Origin of the sequence: Geomonas paludis, from assembly GCF_014193585.1 — a bacterium.
Classification (GTDB): domain Bacteria; phylum Desulfobacterota; class Desulfuromonadia; order Geobacterales; family Geobacteraceae; genus Geomonas; species Geomonas paludis.
In genome coordinates this window covers 17,785-38,183 of record NZ_BLXY01000021.1, presented here as the reverse complement: position 1 = coordinate 38,183, position 20,399 = coordinate 17,785, and the positions used below count along the sequence as shown (strand labels likewise).

Annotated in this window: 7 protein-coding genes and 1 pseudogene; all 8 read left to right on the top strand. The window is 65.5% G+C overall.

Annotated elements, in window-relative coordinates; genetic code table 11:
• A pseudogene (locus H7687_RS21175) lies at positions 1-920 on the top strand (cytochrome c3 family protein); the annotation flags it as partial.
• 254 nt (positions 921-1,174) lie between these two features.
• Positions 1,175-7,753, top strand: coding sequence for a CxxxxCH/CxxCH domain c-type cytochrome (locus H7687_RS21170; RefSeq protein ID WP_246405057.1), 6,579 nt, complete (start codon positions 1,175-1,177; stop codon positions 7,751-7,753).
• A gap of 91 nt (positions 7,754-7,844) precedes the next feature.
• On the top strand, positions 7,845-9,866 hold the full coding sequence (locus tag H7687_RS21165; protein WP_183351155.1) for an Ig-like domain-containing domain: 2,022 nt from the start codon (positions 7,845-7,847) through the stop codon (positions 9,864-9,866).
• 33 nt (positions 9,867-9,899) lie between these two features.
• Complete coding sequence (locus H7687_RS21160) at positions 9,900-16,415, top strand: Ig-like domain-containing protein (RefSeq protein WP_246405055.1); 6,516 nt, start codon at positions 9,900-9,902, stop codon at positions 16,413-16,415.
• A 147-nt stretch (positions 16,416-16,562) separates the two neighbouring features.
• Entirely contained in the window at positions 16,563-17,147 is a 585-nt protein-coding gene (locus H7687_RS21155; protein WP_246405053.1) for a hypothetical protein, read from the top strand.
• Between the two features lies 1 nt (position 17,148).
• The gene (locus tag H7687_RS21150; protein WP_246405051.1) at positions 17,149-18,039 is read left to right on the top strand and encodes a hypothetical protein; all 891 of its coding nucleotides are present in this window, start codon (positions 17,149-17,151) and stop codon (positions 18,037-18,039) included.
• Positions 18,040-18,141: 102 nt separating this feature from the next.
• Positions 18,142-18,993, top strand: a complete 852-nt coding sequence (ccsA, locus tag H7687_RS21145) for a cytochrome c biogenesis protein CcsA (protein WP_183351149.1) — start codon at positions 18,142-18,144, stop codon at positions 18,991-18,993.
• Between the two features lie 6 nt (positions 18,994-18,999).
• The gene (locus H7687_RS21140) at positions 19,000-20,346 is read left to right on the top strand and encodes a cytochrome c biogenesis ResB family protein (protein ID WP_183351147.1); all 1,347 of its coding nucleotides are present in this window, start codon (positions 19,000-19,002) and stop codon (positions 20,344-20,346) included.
• The last annotated feature ends 53 nt before the right edge of the window (positions 20,347-20,399 follow it).

Here is a 20,399-nt window from a genome sequence, read left to right as displayed (position 1 = left end):
AGCTCCCCAACGGCACCCAGGCGCCGTACAAGCCCTACTTCGGCACCAAGGGTCACGGCCGCTTCGCGGTGAGCAACCAGTGCACCGTGTGCCACGACCAGAACGCGACCCACATCACCGGCACCCTCGGTGACAGCAAGCGCCTGCTCATGAACAACGACAACACGCTGTGCGCCTCGTGCCACAACAACGCCGCCGTGGTACCGGCGCGCATCCTGAACCTCGGCACGCACGTCACCAAGGACAACGTGGACATCGCCTGCCGCGAATGCCACGACACGCACGGCACCGGGAACCTCTCCATGATCAGGAGCGAGATCCGGGGCTTCAACATCGCCTACACCGACCGGGTCAACACGCTGGTGGAAACCACCACCAACCGTGGCCTGTGCCAGGTCTGCCACACCAAGACCAACCACTACCGCGCCGGTGTGCCTGAAACCAGCCATTACACCTCGGGCTGCCTGGACTGCCATCCGCACAACGGCGTCGGGGGCGCATTCAAGCCGGTCGGCGGCGCCTGCGACTCCTGCCATGGCTACCCGCCGGCGCCGAAGAACACGGCAACCGCGTTCGGCAGCTACGCCAACTGGGCCAACGGGCGCTTCGAGGACTACTCGGGCGGCGGCGGCGCGCATCTCGTGGCGGCACACATTTCGCCGTTTGCTACCCCGGCGGAAGGGTGGGCCAACTGTTCGGCGTGCCACAACGCCGGGATGTCACACCAAATGACCACCCCCATCAAGGATCACATCGAGAACGTGACGGTGGTCGTAGACAGCAGCCTGCGCTTCTCCAACAGCTTCACCATCTACACCGGCGCCAAGCTGACCAGCGTGCCGGGCGCCAACAGGACCGGCAACTGCTTCAACATCGCCTGCCACATGAGCCCGTCGGCACGGTGGAGCACCGAAAGGTAAAGAACGACGAGACATTAACTGGATCGAATGCCGATTCAGCTTGGATAAAGGTCTGCCATATCTGTCAGGCCAACGATAGAAGAAGCTTTACCAGGCAGCAAAAAACATGATGCAAAGCCCGGCGGGGGAGTGGATACCCCCGCCGGTTCGTAAAAATGCAATGTAATACGGTCAGCTGTTTTGAGATAAAGGAGTGGCAAATGAGGGGCTACCGCAGACTCGGATGGTACAACCCACGAGTGATAGCTTTGCTGATGACGCTGGGAGCTGCGCTCCTGGCTGGCACGAAGGCCGAGGCCGCACCGCAGTACGATTACGGGTGCGACGCCTGCCACACCATGCCTCCTCTTGATTCGGCCGACGGACGGCGCATTCCGGCTACCGGCGCGTTCAAGGGCAACCACGCAGGCCATGCCGACAGTACCGCGCAGTCGTGCGTCAAGTGCCACGGCTCCGGCGTACTCGTGTACCAGACCGGCCACCGCACCGACGACATCAAGGTCTCCGGCAACATCAACGGTTCCGCGACGGGCAGCTACAGCCGCGCCTTCCTGAACCAGACCTCGGTGCCCCCGAGCCCGCTGGGTTCCTGCTCCAACGTGAACTGCCACTTCGAGCGCACCAGCCCGGCCTGGGGCAGCGCGGCGTACGCCAGCCCGGCGGACTGCAACAGCTGCCATGGCGCCTCGCCCACAGCCGGCCACCCGGTTTCCGGCTCCAAGCACGGCACCTATTACGGCACCGGCACCGGCTCCTGTCTCAAGTGTCATACCGACCATAGTGCCGAGGCTAAGCCCTTCGCGCACGCCACCAGTGTGACCCACCGCGGCATCGCGGTCAGCTTCAACGCGGCACCCAACAACGGCGGGAGCTACTCCGGCCCGACCAACGACTTTCTCCCGAGCCAGTCCAACACCTTTGGAACTTGCTCGGGCATCTACTGTCATAGCGACGGCACCACCAAGACCGGTCCCTTCACGGTGACCACCGCCCCCTCCTGGGGCAACGCGACCCTGGGCTGCAACGGCTGCCACGGCGGCCCGGCGTCCCTCGGTAGCCCGATCGGCACCGGGAAACACCAGGCCCACATCAACAACCCCGGGACCCTGGGGAGCAACTACGGCTGCGTCGAGTGCCATGCGAAAACCGCAGCGAGCGACTCCGCAATTGCCGTTACCGCAAACCACGTCAACACCTTCGTCGAGTACTCCGGCGCCAAGGCCGGCAAGAACTACTCCGGCGGTTCCTGCTCCACCACCTACTGCCACACCTCGGGCAAGAAGGGTGTCGCGGGCGTGGCCTCGACCGTCGAACCGGGCAACCCGTCCTGGAGCGGTGCGGCCATGGTCTGCAACGGCTGCCACGGCGCCCAGGTGACCCCGACCGCGGGTGTCGCCTTCAACTCCGTTGCCGGCGAGCCGAACTACGTCTCCGGCGCCGCGGGCTCCGGCAGCGCCAACTCGCACCAGAAGCACGTAGCGGCGGCAGGCGCTTCCACTTGCGCCAACTGCCACTCGAAGACCACCACCACCGGCACCACGCTGATCGCCGGCGGTCAGCACATCGACGGCTTCATCAACTTCACCTCGGGCAACGGCAAAAGCTTCGGCAAGCAGGCCAACAAGACCTGCTCCGACATCTCCTGCCACTCCGGTAACGGCATCGTCGCCAACGTAGGGAACGCCCAGTGGGGCGGCACGCTGAACTGCAACGGCTGCCACGGCGGCCCGCTGGCACTGGGGAGCAACGTCATCGGCAGCGGCAAGCACACCCAGCACGTGAACCAGGCCGGCGTGATCGGCGACAACATGGGCTGCTCCGACTGCCATGCCAAGACCGTTTCCAGCGACTCGGTCGTTTCCGACTCCACCAAGCACCTGAACGCCTTCGTCGACTACTCCGGCGTCAAGGCGGGCAAGAGCAGCACCTACGCATCGGGCACCTGCTCCTCCACCTACTGCCACACCTCCGGCAAGAAGGGGCAGTCCGGCATGGTGGCCACCGTCGAGCCGGGCAACCCGTCCTGGAGCGGCGCGGCCATGGGCTGCAACGGCTGCCACGGCGCGCAGCTGACCCCGACCGCCGGCGTCGCCTTCAACTCGGTGGCCGGCGAGCCGAACTACGTCTCCGGCGCCGCCGGTTCCAGCAACGCCAACTCGCACCAGAAGCACGTCGGTGCGGCAGGCGCCACCACCTGCTCCAGCTGCCACTCGAAGACCACCGCTAACGGCACCAGCATCGTGGCAGGCGGCCAGCACCTGGACCGCTTCAGCAACTACACCGCGGGCAACGGCAAGACCTTCGGCAAGGTCGCCAACAAGACCTGCTCCGATATCTCCTGCCACTCCGGCAACGGCATCGTGGCCAACGTGGCCAACGCCCAGTGGGGCGCGACCCTTGGCTGTAACGGCTGCCACGGCGGCCCGACCGCCCTGGGGAGCAACATCCTCAACACCGGCAAGCACGCCGCGCACGTGAACCAGGCCGGCGTCCTCGGCAGCAACTACGGCTGCGCGGAGTGCCACTCGAAAACGGTATCGAGCGACTCCGTCGTTTCCGACGCCACCAAGCACCTGAACTCGTTCATCGACTACTCCGGCGCCAAGGCCGGCAGAAGCACCACCTACAGCGCCGGCACCTGCTCCGCCTCCTACTGCCACACCTCGGGCAAGAAGGGGCTCTCCGGCATGGTGGCCACCGTCGAGCCGGGCAACCCCTCCTGGAGCGGAGCGGCCATGGGCTGCAACGGCTGCCACGGTGCACAGCTCACCCCGACCGCCGGCGTCGCCTTCAACGCGGTTGCAGGCGAGCCGAACTACGTCTCCGGCGCTGCCGGTTCCAACAACGCCAACTCGCACCAGAAGCACGTGGGCGCGGCAGGTGCTTCCACCTGCGCCACCTGCCACTCGAAGACCACCACCAACGGCACCACGCTGGTTGCCGGTGGTCAGCACGCCGACCGCTTCATCAACTACACCTCGGACAACGGCAAGTTCGGCAGGGTCACCGCCAAGAGCTGCTCCAACATCACCTGCCACTCCGGCAACGGCATCGTCGCCAACGTGGCCAACGCCCAGTGGGGTGCAACCCTCAACTGTAACGGCTGCCACGGCGGCCCGCTGGCGCTGGGGAGCAACATCCTCAACACCGGCAAGCACACCCAGCACGTGAACCAGGCCGGCGTGATCGGCGACAACATGGGCTGCGCCGAGTGCCACGCCAAGACCGTATCCAGCGACTCGGTGGTCTCCGACTCCACCAAGCACCTGAACGCCTTCCTCGACTACTCGGGCGCCAAAGCCGGCAAGAGCACCACCTACGTCTCCGGCACCTGCTCCTCCACCTACTGCCACACCTCCGGCAAGAAAGGCGTCTCCGGCATGGTGGCCACCGTCGAGCCGGCCAACCCGTCCTGGAGCGGCGCGGCCATGGGCTGCAACGGCTGCCACGGCGCGCAGCTCACCCCGACCGCAGGCATCGCCTTCAACTCCGTCGCCGGCGAGCCGAACTACGTTTCCGGCACCGCCGGTTCCGGCAACGCGAACTCGCACCAGAAGCACGTGGGTAGCGCTGGCGCAACCACCTGCTCCTACTGCCACTCCAAGACCACGACCAACGGCACCAGCATCGTGGCCGGCGGGCAGCACCTCGACCGCTTCAACAACTACACCGCGGGTGGCGGCAAGACCTTCGGCAAGGTCGTCAACAAGACCTGCTCCAACATCTCCTGCCACTCCGGCAACGGCATCGTGGCCAACGTGGGCAACGCGCAGTGGGGTGCAACCCTTGGCTGCAACGGCTGCCACGGCGGCCCGACCGCCCTGGGGAGCAACATCCTCAACACCGGCAAGCACGCTGCCCACGTGAACCAGGCCGGCGTCCTCGGTACCAACCTGGGCTGTGTCGACTGCCACTCCAAGACCGTTTCCAGCGACTCGGTCGTTTCCGACGCCACCAAGCACCTGAACGCCTTCGCCGACTACTCCGGCGCCAAGGCGGGCAAGAGCAGCACCTACTCGGCCGGGACCTGCTCCGCCACCTACTGCCACACCTCCGGCAAGAAGGGGCAGGCCGGCATGGTGGCCACCGTCGAGCCTTCCGTTCCCTCCTGGAGCGGCGCGGCCATGGGCTGCAACGGCTGCCACGGCGCGCAACTCACCCCGACCGCGGGTGTCGCCTTCAACTCCGTCGCGGGCGAGCCGAACTATGTCTCGGGTGCAGCCGGGTCCAACAACGCCAACTCGCACCAGAAGCACGTGGGTGCGGCGGGCGCCACCACCTGCGCCACCTGCCACTCCAAGACCACGCTGGACGGCGTCACCCTGATCGCCGGCAACCAGCACCTGGACCGCTTCAACAACTACACCTCGAACAACGGCAAGTTCGGCAAGGTCGCCAACAAGACCTGCTCCAACATCTCCTGCCACTCCGGTAGCGGCATCGTCGCCAGCGTGGCCAACGCACAATGGGGCGCGACCCTTGGCTGCAACGGCTGCCACGGCGGTCCGACCGCACTGGGGAGCAACATTCTCAATACCGGCAAGCATACCGCTCACATCAACCAGGTCGGCGTCATCGGCGACAACATCGGCTGCGCCGCCTGCCATGCGAAGACCGTTTCCAGCGACTCGGTGGTTTCCGACTCCACCAAGCACCTGAACTCCTTCCTCGACTACTCGGGCGCCCAGGCCGGCAGGAGCACCACTTACAGCGGCGGCACCTGCTCCGCCACCTACTGCCACACCTCCGGCAAGAAGGGCTTCCCGGGCATGGTCGCCACCATCGAACCGGCAACCCCGTCCTGGAGCGGCGCGGCCATGGGCTGCGCCGGCTGCCACGGCGCACAACTCACCCCGACCGTCGGGATCGAGTACAACTCCGTCGCCGGCGAGCCGAACTACACCTCCGGCGCCGCCGGTTCCGAGGCCGCCAACTCCCACAGGAAGCACGTGGGAGCAAGCGGGGCCGCCACCTGCGTCTACTGCCACTCCAAGACCACCACCAACGGCACCAGCATCGTGGCGGGCGGGCAGCACATCAACTCCTTCAACAACTACACCGCCGGCGGCGGCAAGACCTTCGGCAAGCAGGCTGCCAAGACCTGCTCCAACATCTCCTGCCACAGCGGTAACGGCATCGTGGCCGGCGTGCCGAGCGCACAATGGGGTGCGACCCTTAACTGCAACGGCTGCCACGGCGGCCCGGCAGCCCTGGTCACCAACGTCCTCGTGACCGGCAAGCACACCGCCCACATCAACAACGCGAGCGGCGGCGGCAACTACGGCTGCGTCGACTGCCACGCGAAGACGGTCTCCAGCGACAGCGCCGTATCCGACACCGTAAAGCACGGCAACGCGTTCGTCGACTACTCCGGCGTCAAAGCCGGCAAGAGCAGCACCTACGTCTCCGGCACCTGCTCCGCCACCTACTGCCACACCTCCGGCAAGAAGGGGCAGACCGGCATGGTGGCCACCGTCGAGCCGGCCAACCCCTCCTGGAGCGGCGCGGCCCTCGGCTGCAACGGCTGCCACGGCGCGCAGGTCACCCCGACCGCAGGCGTCGCCTTCAACTCGGTCGCCGGCGAGCCTAACTACGTAAGCGGCGCCGCCGGTTCGGCAAGCGCCAACTCGCACCAGAAACACGTGAAGGCGGCCGGCGCCACTACCTGTGTCCTGTGCCACAGCGCCACCGTCGACGCCACCGGCACCCAGATCATCGGCAGCCACACCAACAAAGTGGCCGACGTTGTGGCGGGCGGGACCGCAAGCTTCGGTTACCCGGGGAGCAAGACCTGCACCAACGTCTCCTGCCACAGCGGCACCGGCTACAGCGCCACCAACGCGGTCTGGGGCGCAACACTTGACTGCAAAGGGTGCCACGCCACCCTCTCCGGCGCGCACACCCGCCACGTCGGCACCGCATGGGGCACCCTGCCGTTCTACAACTACACGGCTAACGTCTCCGCCGGTTCCGACACCGACGGCGTCACCTGGAAGGCCTACGGTTTCGGCTGCGCCAACTGCCACCCGGTGGTCCTCGCGAACCACATGAACGGCAGCGTCGAGGTGGAGCTGAACACCGTCACCAACGCCGGCACGCTGAGGAAGAAGAACAGCGCTGCGGGCCTGATCGGCAGCACCGGTACCGGTACGGTCTCCTGCTCCAACGTCTACTGCCACGAGAACACCACCACGCCGCAGTGGAACCAGACCTACACCGCGGCCACCCGCTGCTCGGGCTGCCACGAGAACGCCCCGAGCACCGACTCGCACCTGGCCCACAAGGTCGGCATCCACTACGACGACATCTTCAGCGGCACGAGTGGCCTGCTCCCGGCCGCCGGCGCCGTCGGGGTGAACGCCGGTCACGGCGACCCGGCACAGTCGACTACCATCGGCTGCAACATCTGCCACTACACCACGGTCAACATGGCCAGGAACAAGTACAACAGCTCCTGCTCCACCGCGTCCTGCCACGGCAACACCACCGGCAACAACACCGACGCCCTTGGCGCCTCCAGGATCACCAACCTGGCCAACCACGTCAACGGCAGGAACGACGTTGCCTTCGCACCGACGACCTACATCAAGTCCAAGGCGCAGGTCACCGACGCCAACTTCGTGAACTACACCGGCGGCCTTGGGGGCTGGAACAAGACCCGCACCTACAAGCAGGGTGCTTCCTCCTACGACACGTCGAAGAACTACCTGACCGTCAGCACCTACTCGGCAGGGAGCTGCTCCAACATCTCCTGCCACAACGGTGTGTCCGTACACTGGGTGAACGACTTCGGCGGGGCACAGGACTGCACCATGTGCCATACCAACCTGTAACCATGACTCCTCCCGGGCCAGGCCCGGGAGGAAGTTGAGGCAGCACCGAATTTCGATACAAAGCGGCAATAATGACGGGGAAGAGGTCACTATGAAAAAAGCTGTATTAGATGCAGGAATCCACTCGGAGGAGCGTCCGGAACCGGGAAAGCCGGAGGGGGACCACGGCCGCGCGTCTGGCGTCTGGGGCTTCAGTGACGAGAGCGGTCGCGTGCGCATGAACCTCGTGGCGGCGCTCGTTATGATCCTGCTGTTCTCCGGGTTCTGTGTCACTTCTTACTTCATGCCCAGCGCCAACGCCTGGCCGACCAAGTACGGCTCCTGCTCCGGCTCGGGCTGCCACGTGCTCACCGACCCGAACGCGACCATCACCACCGCCATCAACGGCGTGGTGGGGACCTCGGTGACCGTCGCAGCCGGCGGCACCTTCGAGGTGGACTGGAAGGTCACCAACGTGACCAACGCCGCAGGCGGCCAGGTCGGCGTCGGCGTCGAGATCAACCTCCCCACCGGCTGGGGGCTCGCCAAGGGTACGACCAACTCTCCTGCCATCCCCGGCTGGAACGCGGTCTGGGACGCAGCCGACGGCGTTGCCGCTGGCTGGGCCACCGCCAACTCCTACAGCACCGCGACCGAGTCTCCGAACAGCCCGGTTGGCTACACCATCAACTTCGACACCACCGCCTGGGACACCGGCACGAGGAACGCGGCCTACGACAACGCCACCGCCGGCAAGGACCTTGACGGTATCGCCGACAACATGGGTACCGACGCCATCGTGACCGTTCCGGCCGGCACGGCCGCAGGCACTTACAGCATCGTGGTGCTGGGCGTCGGTCACGACTCCGCGAAATCCCACGTGGAGCAGGCCATTACCGTCACCGTCACCAGCGGCGGCGGGGGTGATACCACCAAGCCGGTGGTATCGGCAGGCTTTGCCGCCACCACGCCGTCGCTTTCCAAGACCATCACGGTTTCCGGCTTCTCCGCGACCGACAACACCGGTGTTACCGGTTACATGATCACCACCAGCGCCACGGCGCCGCTTGCCGGCGACGCAGGGTGGGTGGCTACGGCACCGACCAGCTACACCGTGGCAGCCGACGGCAGCTACACCCTCTACCCCTGGGCCAAGGACGCGGCCGGCAACGTCTCCGCGGTGTACGGCTCTCCGGTAGCGGTCTTCGTCGACTCGACCAAGCCTGTGGTTACCGCGGGCTTTGCCGCCACCACGCCGTCGCTGTCCCGCACCATCACCGTCTCCGGTTTCGCGGCGACCGACGCCAACGGCGTTACCGGCTACATGATCACCACCAGCTCCACTGCGCCTCTCGCGGGCGACGCGGGCTGGCTCGGCACCGCTCCGACCAACTATACGGTCGCCTCCGACGGCAGCTTCACCCTGTACCCCTGGGCCAAGGACACCTACGGCAACGTCTCCGCGGTGTACGGCTCTCCGGTCGCGGTCGTGGTCGACACGGTGAAGCCGACGGTATCGAGCACGGTGCCGGTGAACGGCGCCACCTCCACCACCCTGAACGGGACGGTGACCCTGAACTTCAGCGAGAACGTGAACTGCACCACGGTGACCACCAGCACGGTGACCATCTCCCCGGCGGTGACCTGGACCAGGACCAGCTGCTCCGGTACCCAGGCGGTCTTCACCCCGTCCGGGCAGGCCAACTCCACCAGCTACACGGTGACGGTGGGTGCGGCGGTGGCTGATACCGCCGGCAATACCCTGGCCGCCAGCTACCCCTTCAGCTACACCACCTCCGCTCCGGCGCCCAACAACGCACCGGGCACGCCGGCGTCGCTGGCCCAGTACAAAAGCGATGGCACCACGCTCCTTACCAGGGGGCTTTACACCAACCTGACCACGCTGATCTTCAAGGGGACCGTCACCGACCCCGACAGCGACACCGTTAAGCTGGACATCGAGCTCGCCGACGTGGGGGCCGCCTTCACCGGAACCCCGACCTGCAGCAGCACCCTGGTAACCAGCGGCACCACCGCGGCCACAACCTGCAGCGGCATCGCCAACGGGCGTTTCAAATGGCAGGCCCGCGCCACCGACAGCAAGGGCTTGTCCGGCAGCTGGACGCAATACTAATAGGAGCGCTCGATGAAGGATCTGAGGAGAACAATGAGAGAGTCGAGAACTCAGGCAACTCCCGAAGCAGCAACAGCATTCGCACTTTTGCGCAACATGAGTGGGCGTACCCGCATGAACCTGCTCGGCACGCTTTTGATGACATTGCTGGTTACGTGCGTCGGGCTCACCACCTACTTCATGCCCAACGATGCGAGCGCATGGCCGACCAAGTACGGCTCCTGCTCCGGCTCGGGCTGCCACGTACTCACCGACCCGAACGCCACCATCACCACGGCCATCAACGGCGTGGTGGGCACTTCGGTGACCGTTGCGGCCGGCGGTAGCTTCGAGGTCGACTGGAAAGTCACCAACGTGACCAACGCTGCGGGGGGGCAGGTCGGCGTCGGCGTAGAGATCAACCTCCCGACCGGGTGGACACTTGCCAAGGGTACCGTCAACGCACCGGCGATCCCCGGGTGGAACAGCGTCTGGGATGCGGCCGACGGCGTCGCGGCAGGATGGGCCACGGCCAACAGCTACAGCACCGCCACCGAGTCCCCGAGCAGTCCGGTCGGTTACACCATCAACTACAACGGTACCGCCTGGGACACCGGAACCAGGAACGCAGCCTACGATACCGGTGCCGCCGGCCTCGACCTCGACGGCATCGCCGATACCATGGGTACCGACGCCATCGTGACCGTTCCGGCAGGGACCGCAGCCGGTACCTATACGGTCGTCGTCATGGGCGTCGGCCACGACTCCGCGAAATCTCACATCGAACAGGCCATCACCGTAACCGTCGCCGGGGGCGCCGACACCACCAAGCCGGTTGTGTCGGCCGGGTTCGCGGCCACCACGCCGAGCACCAGTTGGACCATCCCGGTTTCCGGTTTCGCGGCTACCGACAACACCGGCGTCACCGGCTATATGATCACTACGAGCGCCACCCCTCCGGCTTCCGGCGATGCAGGATGGCTCGCCAGCGCACCGGCCAGCTACACGGTCGCGGCCGATGGCAGCTACACCCTCTACCCGTGGGCCAAGGATGCAGCCGGCAATGTCTCCGCAGTCTACGCGACTCCGGTCACGGTTCTCGTCGACACGGTGCGCCCGACGGTGACCAGCACGGTCCCGACCACCGGCGCCACCGGCATCACCCCCGATAACACGGTCACCCTGAACTTCAGCGAAAGCGTGAACTGCGCCACGGTGACCACCAGCAGCGTCACCATTTCGCCTGCCGTCACCTGGACCAAGACCAGCTGCTCGGGGAGCCAGGCCGTCTTCACCCCGACCGGCCAGGCGGGCTCCACCTCGTACATGGTAACCGCCGGCACCGGCATCACCGACCTGAACGGCAACGCCATGAGCAGCTCCTACGCGTTCAACTACACGACGGCCACGCCGATCGTGCGTCCGGATACTGCCATCAGCGCACCGCTGGCCGCGACCGTGCTGACCACCACACCGGTGGCCATCACCGGTACCGCGACCACCGGCACCAACCCGCTCGGCTCGGTTCAGGTTTCCACAAACAACGGTTCCACCTGGACCGCTGCCACCGGCACCGCTTCCTGGTCCTACTCCTGGACCCTCCCGAGCGAAGACTACGTTACCCATACCATCCTCGCCAAGGGCGTTGACAACGCAGCCAACGAGGACACCACCCCGGCTTCGGTAACGGTGATCGTCGACAACGTCGCCCCGGCAGGCCTCGCCAACTCCGCCCCGGCGAACCTCGCCACCAACCAGGCCCTGGCGACGACCCTCACCTCGGGGACCGCAACCGACGCCAACACGAGCTCGGCCGTACAGTACTTCTTCGAACTCGCCACGGACAGCGGCTTCACCACCGGCGTGCAGCAGAGCGGCTGGCAGACCACCAAGACGTTCGCACCGACGCTTACCGGCGCCACCACCTACTACTGGCATGTCCGGGCCAAGGATGCCGCGGGCAACACCAGCGCCTACACCACGACCTGGAGCTTCAGCACCATCGGACCGACCGCGCCTAACGCACCGTCCGCAACCCAGTACCAGGCCGACGGCAGCACCGCCATCGTTCAGGCCGGGACCGCGACCAGCGCCTCCGTGGTCGTCAAGTCCACCGTGACTGATGCCAACAACGACAACGTGACGCTCCAGGTTGAGATGATCACCAACGGCAACACCTTTGCAGGCGTCGCCAACTGCTCCTCCACCTCGGTCGCCAGCGGTTCCGTGGCCACCGCCACCTGCACCGGGCTTTCCGACGGGCTCTCCTACAAATGGCGCGCACGCACCAGCGACGGTACGCTCAACAGCGCCTGGGTGGACTTCGGCGGCACTGACCCCGACTTCACGGTCTCGCTGACCAACGCAACCCCGGCAGCCCCGACCGCCCTGGCGCAGTACCAGGCCGACGGCACCACCGCCATCGCCTCCGGCGGCGCGGCTTCCACCAACGTCGTGGTCATCGGCGCCACCATCGACGGCGGCAACTCCGATCCGGTCCTCCTTGAGGTCGACCTGAACAACGACGGCATCGCAGACTGCGCGAGCCCCTACGTCACCGGCCCCGCCACCGCCAAAGCAACCTGCGGCGGCATCGCCGACGGCTCCTACGACTGGAGGGTGAGGGCGAAGGACAGCAAGTCCGCTGCCAGCGCCTGGACCGCCTTCACCGGCACCCCGGACTTCACCGTGGCCACCGGCCTCGATTTCGGCGTCGACACCACCGCTCCGACCGACGGCACCGTGAGCGCCTCCTCCGGCGACGGCTACGTCAGCGTGAGCTGGACTGCCGCCACCGATTCCGGCGCAGGCCTCGACCCGGTCAACAGCTACAAGCTGGTCAAGTCCGCCGTGTCCTCCCCCGCCGACTGCTCCTCCGCCGCGCTCTATACCGGCAACGGCACCAGCTACTTCGATACCGCCGTCACCAACGGCACCACCTATTACTACCGCGTCTGCGCCCTGGACGAGGTCGGCAACCTCTCGGCCGGCGTCACCACCGCCGCATCCCCGTCGACCATCGCGCTTCCGGAGACCGCCATCACCGCGCCGGCAGCCAACGCCGTGATCACCGCCGGATACTCCATCACCGGCACCGCGACCGCAGGCGGCAACCCGCTCGCCTCGGTACAGGTCTCCACCAACAACGGCACCACCTGGGCCGCCGCCACCGGCACCGGCACCTGGAGCTTCTCCTGGGCACCGGCCAGCGAAGACTACGTGGCGCACACCATCCTCGCCAAGGCAATGGACAGCCTGGGGTATGCCGACGCGACCCCGGCACAGGTGCTCGTCCGGGTGGACAACGTGGTGCCCGCCGGGCTTGCCAACTCGACCCCGGCCAACCTGGCCACCAACGTGGCCATCGGCTCCGCGCTGACCTCGACCACCGCGACCGACGCCAACACCTCGGCCGCCGTGCAGTATTTCTTCGAGCTCGCCACCAACTCCGGTTTCACCACCGGCGTACAGCAGAGCGTTTGGCAGACCGGCACCTCCTGGACCCCGACCCTCGCGCCGGGCACCACCTACTACTGGCACGTGAAGGCGAAGGACGCCGCGGGCAACACCACCGCCTACACCACCACCTCGAGCTTCACCTCCGGTGTGGTTGCTCCTGAGACTGTGCTCTCCGCACCCTTGGCGGGCACCGTGTTCTCCATCTCGCCCGCGACCATCAGCGGTACCGCGACCGCCGGCACCAACGCGCTCGGCTCGGTGCAGGTTTCCACCAACAACGGCACCTCCTGGAACACCGCCACCGGCACCGGCACCTGGTCCTACTCCTGGACCCTTCCGGCCGAGGACTACGTGGCGCACACCGTCCTGGCGCGGGCACTGGATAACGCCTCCAACGCGGATCCGACTCCGTCCAGCGTAAGCGTGTACGTCGATACCGTGGCGCCGGCAGGACTTGCCAACTCGACCCCGGCCAACGCCGCCACCGGCGTAGCCACGACATCGTCGCTCACCGCGACCGCCGCAACCGACGCCAACCCCGGTGGTGCGGTGCAGTACTTCTTCGAGATCGCCACCAACTCCGGCTTCACCACCGGGGTACAGCAGAGTGCCTGGCAGACCGGGACGACCTTCGCACCGACCCTCGCCATCAGCACCACCTATTACTGGCACGTGAAGGCGAAGGACGCCGCGGGCAACACCACCGCCTACAGCACCACCTGGAGCTTCACCACCGCTGCGGCCACCACCACGGTAGGCCAGGGCACCGGCGAAACCAACATAACCATCGCGCCTGGCACCATCGAGATGGACCTCGATGCCTTTACCCTCGCGACCCAGGCCGGTACCGATTCGGTCACCGGCATCACGGTGACGCTCGCCAACGGTACCTGGGCCGGCATCGCCTCGCTGAAAGTCACCGATGACACCGGCACCACCATCTACGGCAGCGCCAACCCGGCATCCAACACCGTGGCCATCACCCTGACCACCCCGATCACGGTGACCACGACCCCGACCCAGTACATCCTCGTGATCGACGCCAAGGCGCCGACGGCCATGCCGGTACCCCCGGGCGCCAGCTACGCCGTCACCGGCACCGTGACCGCCATCACCTCGTCCAACCCGAAGGCGTACAGCGACTCGGTCTCGGCCACCGTCACCATCGACAACCTGTCCCCGGCCAACGTCACCGCCGCAGGCGGCGCTGCCGGGATCGCCTCGAACTCGCTGTACTGGACCAACCCCGCCGACAGCGACTTCGCCGGCATCGTCGTGCTGCGCCGCGCCGGCAGCGCCGTTACCGATACCCCTGTCGAAGGTGCCACCTACCTGGATGGAAATGTCATCGGTTCCAGCACCGTTGCCTACTCAGGGAGTCTGGCCAGCTTCACGGACTCCCCCTTGGCGAACGGTACGGTTTACTACTACAAGATCTTCGCTAAAGACTCGCATGGCAACTACTCCGCGACCGGGGTGGCTGTCGGGCCGTATACCCCCGCCAGAACGGCGTGGTCCAACAACAACATGCTGCATAACAGCACCAACACCGGCTCCACCAAGTGGAGCGCGAACGGCGGCTGGGGCGAGCCTGGCAAGAAGTACGGCGCCTTCTCCTGCACCACCTGCCACAACATGAGCACGACCAACATCATGCGGGTGGCCACCTCCGTCTCCACCGGCGACGGCACCAACTGGGGCTCCTCGAATACCGCCTCGGTCTCCGTTGCGCTGACCAACCCGGCCACCGACCTTGGCAGCGACACGGTCCATGCCACATCGAACCGCATCTGCGAGGTCTGCCACAGCCAGACTTCGGTTCACAAGTACAACAACACCACCGCCGGCCACAACGGCACGGTGAACTGCACCCAGTGCCACTCCCACGCCGCAGGCTTCAAAGGGATGGGCGGTAGCTGCCTTGGCTGCCACAACGCCCCGCGCGGCGTGCGTCAGCAGATCGTCGGCGCGACGCTCGGCGCCACCGGCGACGACTTCGTACGCCCGTCCAGGCACATCAAGAACACCACCGTCAAGAACGTGGACTGCATCGTCTGCCACGCCGAGGGCGACACCACTTCCACCGAGACCTCGGTAAAGCAGGTGAGCCTCCACGGCACCAGCGGCGCACCGGTCCTTTTAAGGAACGTCGACAGCCAGGGCAACCCGGGTGCTGCAGGTACCAACTACTGGTCCTGGCCGGGACGCCGCGCCGGCGGCACCACCATCACCTCCGCCGACCGCGACAACATGGACCGCTTCTGCGTCAACTGCCATGATGCCGACGGCGCCAACACCATCACCGTCGACACCGCCGGTACCGGCATCACCACCGGCACGGCGCTGGCAAGAAAGCTCACACCGTTCAACCCGCTGGACGGCGGCACGCCGCTCAACGTAAAGTCGCAGTTCAACTCCGGCAACGCGGTGGGGAGCGCCTACGCCAGCCATCATAACCTGAACATCTACACCAAGCGCTACACCGCGGCCTACGCGTCGACTTATGCTTCCCGCGGCGGCTGGACCGGCACCTCGAAGGATGGCGTCGCCATGACCTGGAGTACCGGCCTGCACTGCTCCGACTGTCACCTGAACGAGAGCAACGCCCATGGCGCCAGGAACGCCACCCGGATGCTGCAGGACAAAAACGGCGCCGATGCGGCGGCCACCAACACCAACGACGGCAGCGCCACCTTCGTCTGCTACCGTTGCCACTTGAGCACCGTGTACAACTACAGCAACGTGACCGTGACCGGCAAGGCCCGTATCGAGCACAGCAGCTTCGACAACGTCCCTTGGGGTGCGGGCACCTACAACGATCACGGCATCGTCTGCTTCAACTGCCACATGGGCGGTGGTGTCAACAACATCGGCGGCATCCACGGTAACAACCGCTCCATCACCACCCTGACCCAGGGGGCAACGAAGAGCTATCGTTTCATCTACGGCGCAGAGCTCGGTCTCAACATCTCGGACGCCAACTGGTCCACCACCACGGCACCGACCTGCTACACCGCTTCCTCGACCTGGGGCGGCGCCTGCAACAAGCACGACGGCTCCGCAGGCACCGGCAGGATGGGCACCCCGAACTACGCAAGACCGCTGCAGTAACACCGCAGCAACATAGCCGCACCTAAAAACAGTGCAGGGAGCGCGACCGGCAGTAGGCGGCGCGCAGACCCTGCACTGTTTTTCTTTGCACCGTTTCGGAATACAAACTTGATCTTTTTGGTTCTGCTACGGTATCTTTAATGACCATTGATCCGCCCAGAGTTTAATTTCCCGGAGGACATCCTGTTCAAAGGATCTGACAAGACATACCTGCTGGCTCTGCTGCTGCCGCTGGCCCTGTTGCCCCTGGTTGCCTTCGCCTCCGGTGACGGCGCTTACATCCGCTATCTCCTGGGCAAAGCCGTTCCTGCGCTCGACGAGAGCGAGCGGATCAAGGCGGCGGTGACCGAGTTCAACAACCGCTTCATGGACATCTACGCCTCCCAGGGGGACAAACGCGGCATCGGCGCCGTGCCCGCCACTGTCGGCATGCGCCACAGCCTGGTCACCGACTCCGGTTCGCTCTGGGTGGGCGGACAGGTGCTGGTGTACGACATCGCCTCGCTGGACTTCCGCAGCGTGCAGCAGGACGGGCCGCTCAGCGCCACGGTGCTGGTCAAGGAAGAATGGAACTACCAGTACAAGGACGGCAAAACCTATAAGGACGTCGGGCAGGTCCACGGCACCGAGTCGCTGATGCGCTACCGTCTGCTGCAGCAGGGCGGTCGATGGCTGGTGCAGAAATCCGAACCGGTGCGGGAATCCGGTAAAGGGGTGAAAACGGGTGCCTAGCGTGCAGATCAAAAAGATCATCCCCTTGTTTACCCTCGGACTCGCCCTGTCCTTGCTGCTGTGGTCCCTGGTTCTTGTTGCCGCCGGCGCTGTTAAACCGGGGTGGCCGTTGCTCGACCTGACCGTGGTCCGGTTCTGGGGAGTGCTCCTCGCGCTGGGACTGCTGGCCACGCTGGTTACCTCGCTGCTGCAGCGCTCCCGCGTGCAGCTTTGCCTCTGCCTGGCCGCGCTGCTGCTGCTCGTGACCACAACCTACGCCTACCTGTTCCACTTCGAAGGCGCGCTGAGCCTTGCGGAAGGGGAGAGCTACGAGCCGTTCCCATCCTCCTTCAGCTCCGGCCACAAAGGGGGACTGGCGCCGTTTCCCCAGGCTCCCTTCACGCTGACCCGCGTCGAGCCCGACGGCAAGAAGGGGCGGGCCGTGATTGTGCAGAAGGGTGTGGGGACCGAGATAGACACCAACTGGCGCGCTCTTGGCTCCAGCGAGATCCGCTTTAAGGGCTCTGCCCTGGCGCCGCTTATTGTTGTGAGCAGCAAAGAGAAAGGCGAACTGGAGCGCTCCTACGTGAAGGTCGATCTGGCCCAGGGGGAGCAGGTCTTCGGGTTCGACACGCTGCCGTACCAGTTTCTTTTGAGCCGTGACAAGTCTAAAGGTGAGGACAAAGACCTCTTCCGCCTGGCGGTGCGACGCGGCAAGCTGGGCCTCTTCGATGGCAGCGCCCGCCTGGGGCAGAAGGTCGCGGTGCAGGGGGTGGAGGTAAGCATCGACGACCAGCGCAAGTTCGCCCTCTTGGAGTTCCGCACCCGGCGCGGGGTGGTGGCGATGCAGGCTGCGGCGGTGCTCTTCGCTGTGGTCGCGGTGCTGGCAGCGGTGAGACGAAAAGCTATTTAACAGGGATAAAAGGGATACAAGGGATAAAAACAAAGCGTTTTGGTTTCCATCCCCTTTATCCCTTTTATCCCTGTGAATCCTGTTTTTAGGTGAGGTGATCGCTTGGCCTACTACGAAGCAATATGTTTCTGGCTCTCCCTGGTGATCTACGCCCTGTCCGCCGGCGGGTACATCTATGCCCTCGTGTTCAGAAACGAGAAGGTGGTGCCCAAACTGCTGGTCCTGATCGGCATCGGCCTGCTGGTGCACACCGGCGCCGTGGCCGCCCGCTACTTCGCGCAGGGACACTTCCCCTGGAGCACGGACTACGAAAACGGCCTGATGGGGGGCTGGTTCATCATCGCCTCCACCCTGTTCGTCGCCTGGCGCCAAAAGTCGCTGCGCGTTTTTGCGGTGGCCACCGTCCCCACTACCATGCTCATCATGGGGTACGGGGTGATGCGCAACCCGAGCCTCGCTCCCATGGCGGCCACCCTGAAATCGTTCTGGCTCGCCATCCACGTCTTCTTCGCCTGGCTTTCCTTCGGGGCCTACGCACTGGCCATGGCGGCCGGGGTCATCTATCTCTTGAAGGAGCGCGCGGCCAAGGAAAGGGGACAGGCACCTGCGGAGCCAGTCCCCGACCGCTTCGCCGATCTTTCTCCGGAGCGGCTCGACGACCTCATGTTCAAGTACCTGGTCTTCGGCTTCATCACCAACGCCATCATGATCGCCGCCGGCTCGATCTGGGCCAAGGACCTCTGGGGCGCCTACTGGAGCTGGGATCCGGTGGAAACCTGGTCGCTCATCTCCTGGCTCATGTACGGCGCCGCCATCCACCTGCGCGTCACCATGGGGTGGCGCGGCACCCGCTTCTCCTGGCTCATGATCGCGGCACTCCTCACCGTCATCATCAACTTCTTCGGCGTCTCCATCCTGATGAAGAGTTCGGTGCACGTCTTCAAGATGTCATAATCGGCCATGCTCAAAAGCACCCTCAAATACCTCGGTTCGCTGCGCTGCACCATCTGGCTGCTGGTCGCCCTCATCGGTGTCCTCTCCATCGGCTTTTTCCTGCCGCAGCGTTCGCTGGTGGGCAAGGTGGCCTACCAGAAGTGGCAGCAGGCTTCGCCGGTCCTGGCGCAGATCGACCGGGCGCTGGACCTCACTGCCATCTTCACCGCGCCGGTCACCCTGGTGCTCTGGGGCTTTTTCTTCCTGAACCTGTTACTGGTGATGAAACAACGCATCCCGCTGGTGCTCGCCAAGGTCAACGTGGACCCGGAGAAGGCGCTGGAGCGCCACGGCAAGGCCCCCTTCAGCTACACTGTGGAACTGTCGGAGGCGGCCCTTGAGGGCGTCCCCGCGGCCCTTGCCGCACAGGGATACCAGGTGCACGGCGACGCCGGGCGCTTCTTCGCCATCAAGAACCGTCGCTCCCCTCTGGCGACGCTCGTCTTCCACCTGAGCTTTTTCCTGCTGCTGGTCGGCGCACTGATCCTCTTCTACAGCCGCTTTACCGGATTCGTGGACGTCGCCGAGCACGAGCCTTTCCTGGGCGAGCTTTCCCGTTACAACGCCTCTCCCGAGCTCCCGCGCTCCGGAGGCGGGCCGCCCGAGGTGAAGTTCCTTTTGGAGTCGGTGCGCCCGGAGGTCTCGCAGGGGGTGGCGACCGGGATCAAGATCGTGCTCAAGGACGAGGCTGGAGTGCAGCACGAGGTCGACATCAACCAGCCCTACAAGACCGGTTACGCATCGGTGCTCTTCAACGATCTCGGCATCTCGCCACTGTTCGTGCTGCAGGACGCTGCGGGCAAAGAAATCGATGGCGCCTACGTAAAACTTGACGTGCTCAAGGGGAAGCGGGACCACTTCCGCATGCAGGGGTACGAGGTCGCCGCCTGGTACTACCCCGACCACGTGGTTGTCGACGGCAAGGACTCCAGCCGGAGCGACGAGTTCAAGAACCCCGCCTTCCACCTCGAGGTGACGAGGGAAGGGCGGCCGGTGGCATCCGGGACCGTGCACCCCGGCGAGGCTGTGCTGCTCGACAACGGCCTGCGCCTGGGCTTCATGGAACAGAACTTCTGGGTGCGGCTCCTGGTCACCAAGGAATACGGCCGCGAGTTCATCTATGCCGGTTTCGTGCTGGCGCTCATCGCCCTGGTCTGGCGCCTGGTCTACTACCGTCGGGAGATCACCGGAGTGGTAAGAGAGTCCGCAAGCGGCAAGGTGCTCGAGCTTGGCGCGCGGGGCGATTTCTACCAGGCCCTGGCCAAGGACGAGTTTGACCGGACGGTGGCGGCACTTTGCGGCGCACATCGCTGAACTACATGAGTCACAACCTCCCTCTCCCCTTGGGAGAGGGGCGGGGTGAGGGC

What these genes read in the sequence shown, in the direction of transcription:
- H7687_RS21170 (WP_246405057.1), top strand. Translation starts at nt 1,175, where the DNA reads ATGACGCTGGGAGCTGCGCTCCTGGCTGGCACGAAGGCCGAGGCCGCA.
- H7687_RS21165 (WP_183351155.1), top strand. Translation starts at nt 7,845, where the DNA reads ATGAAAAAAGCTGTATTAGATGCAGGAATCCACTCGGAGGAGCGTCCG.
- H7687_RS21160 (WP_246405055.1), top strand. Translation starts at nt 9,900, where the DNA reads ATGAGAGAGTCGAGAACTCAGGCAACTCCCGAAGCAGCAACAGCATTC.
- H7687_RS21140 (WP_183351147.1), top strand. Translation starts at nt 19,000, where the DNA reads ATGCTCAAAAGCACCCTCAAATACCTCGGTTCGCTGCGCTGCACCATC.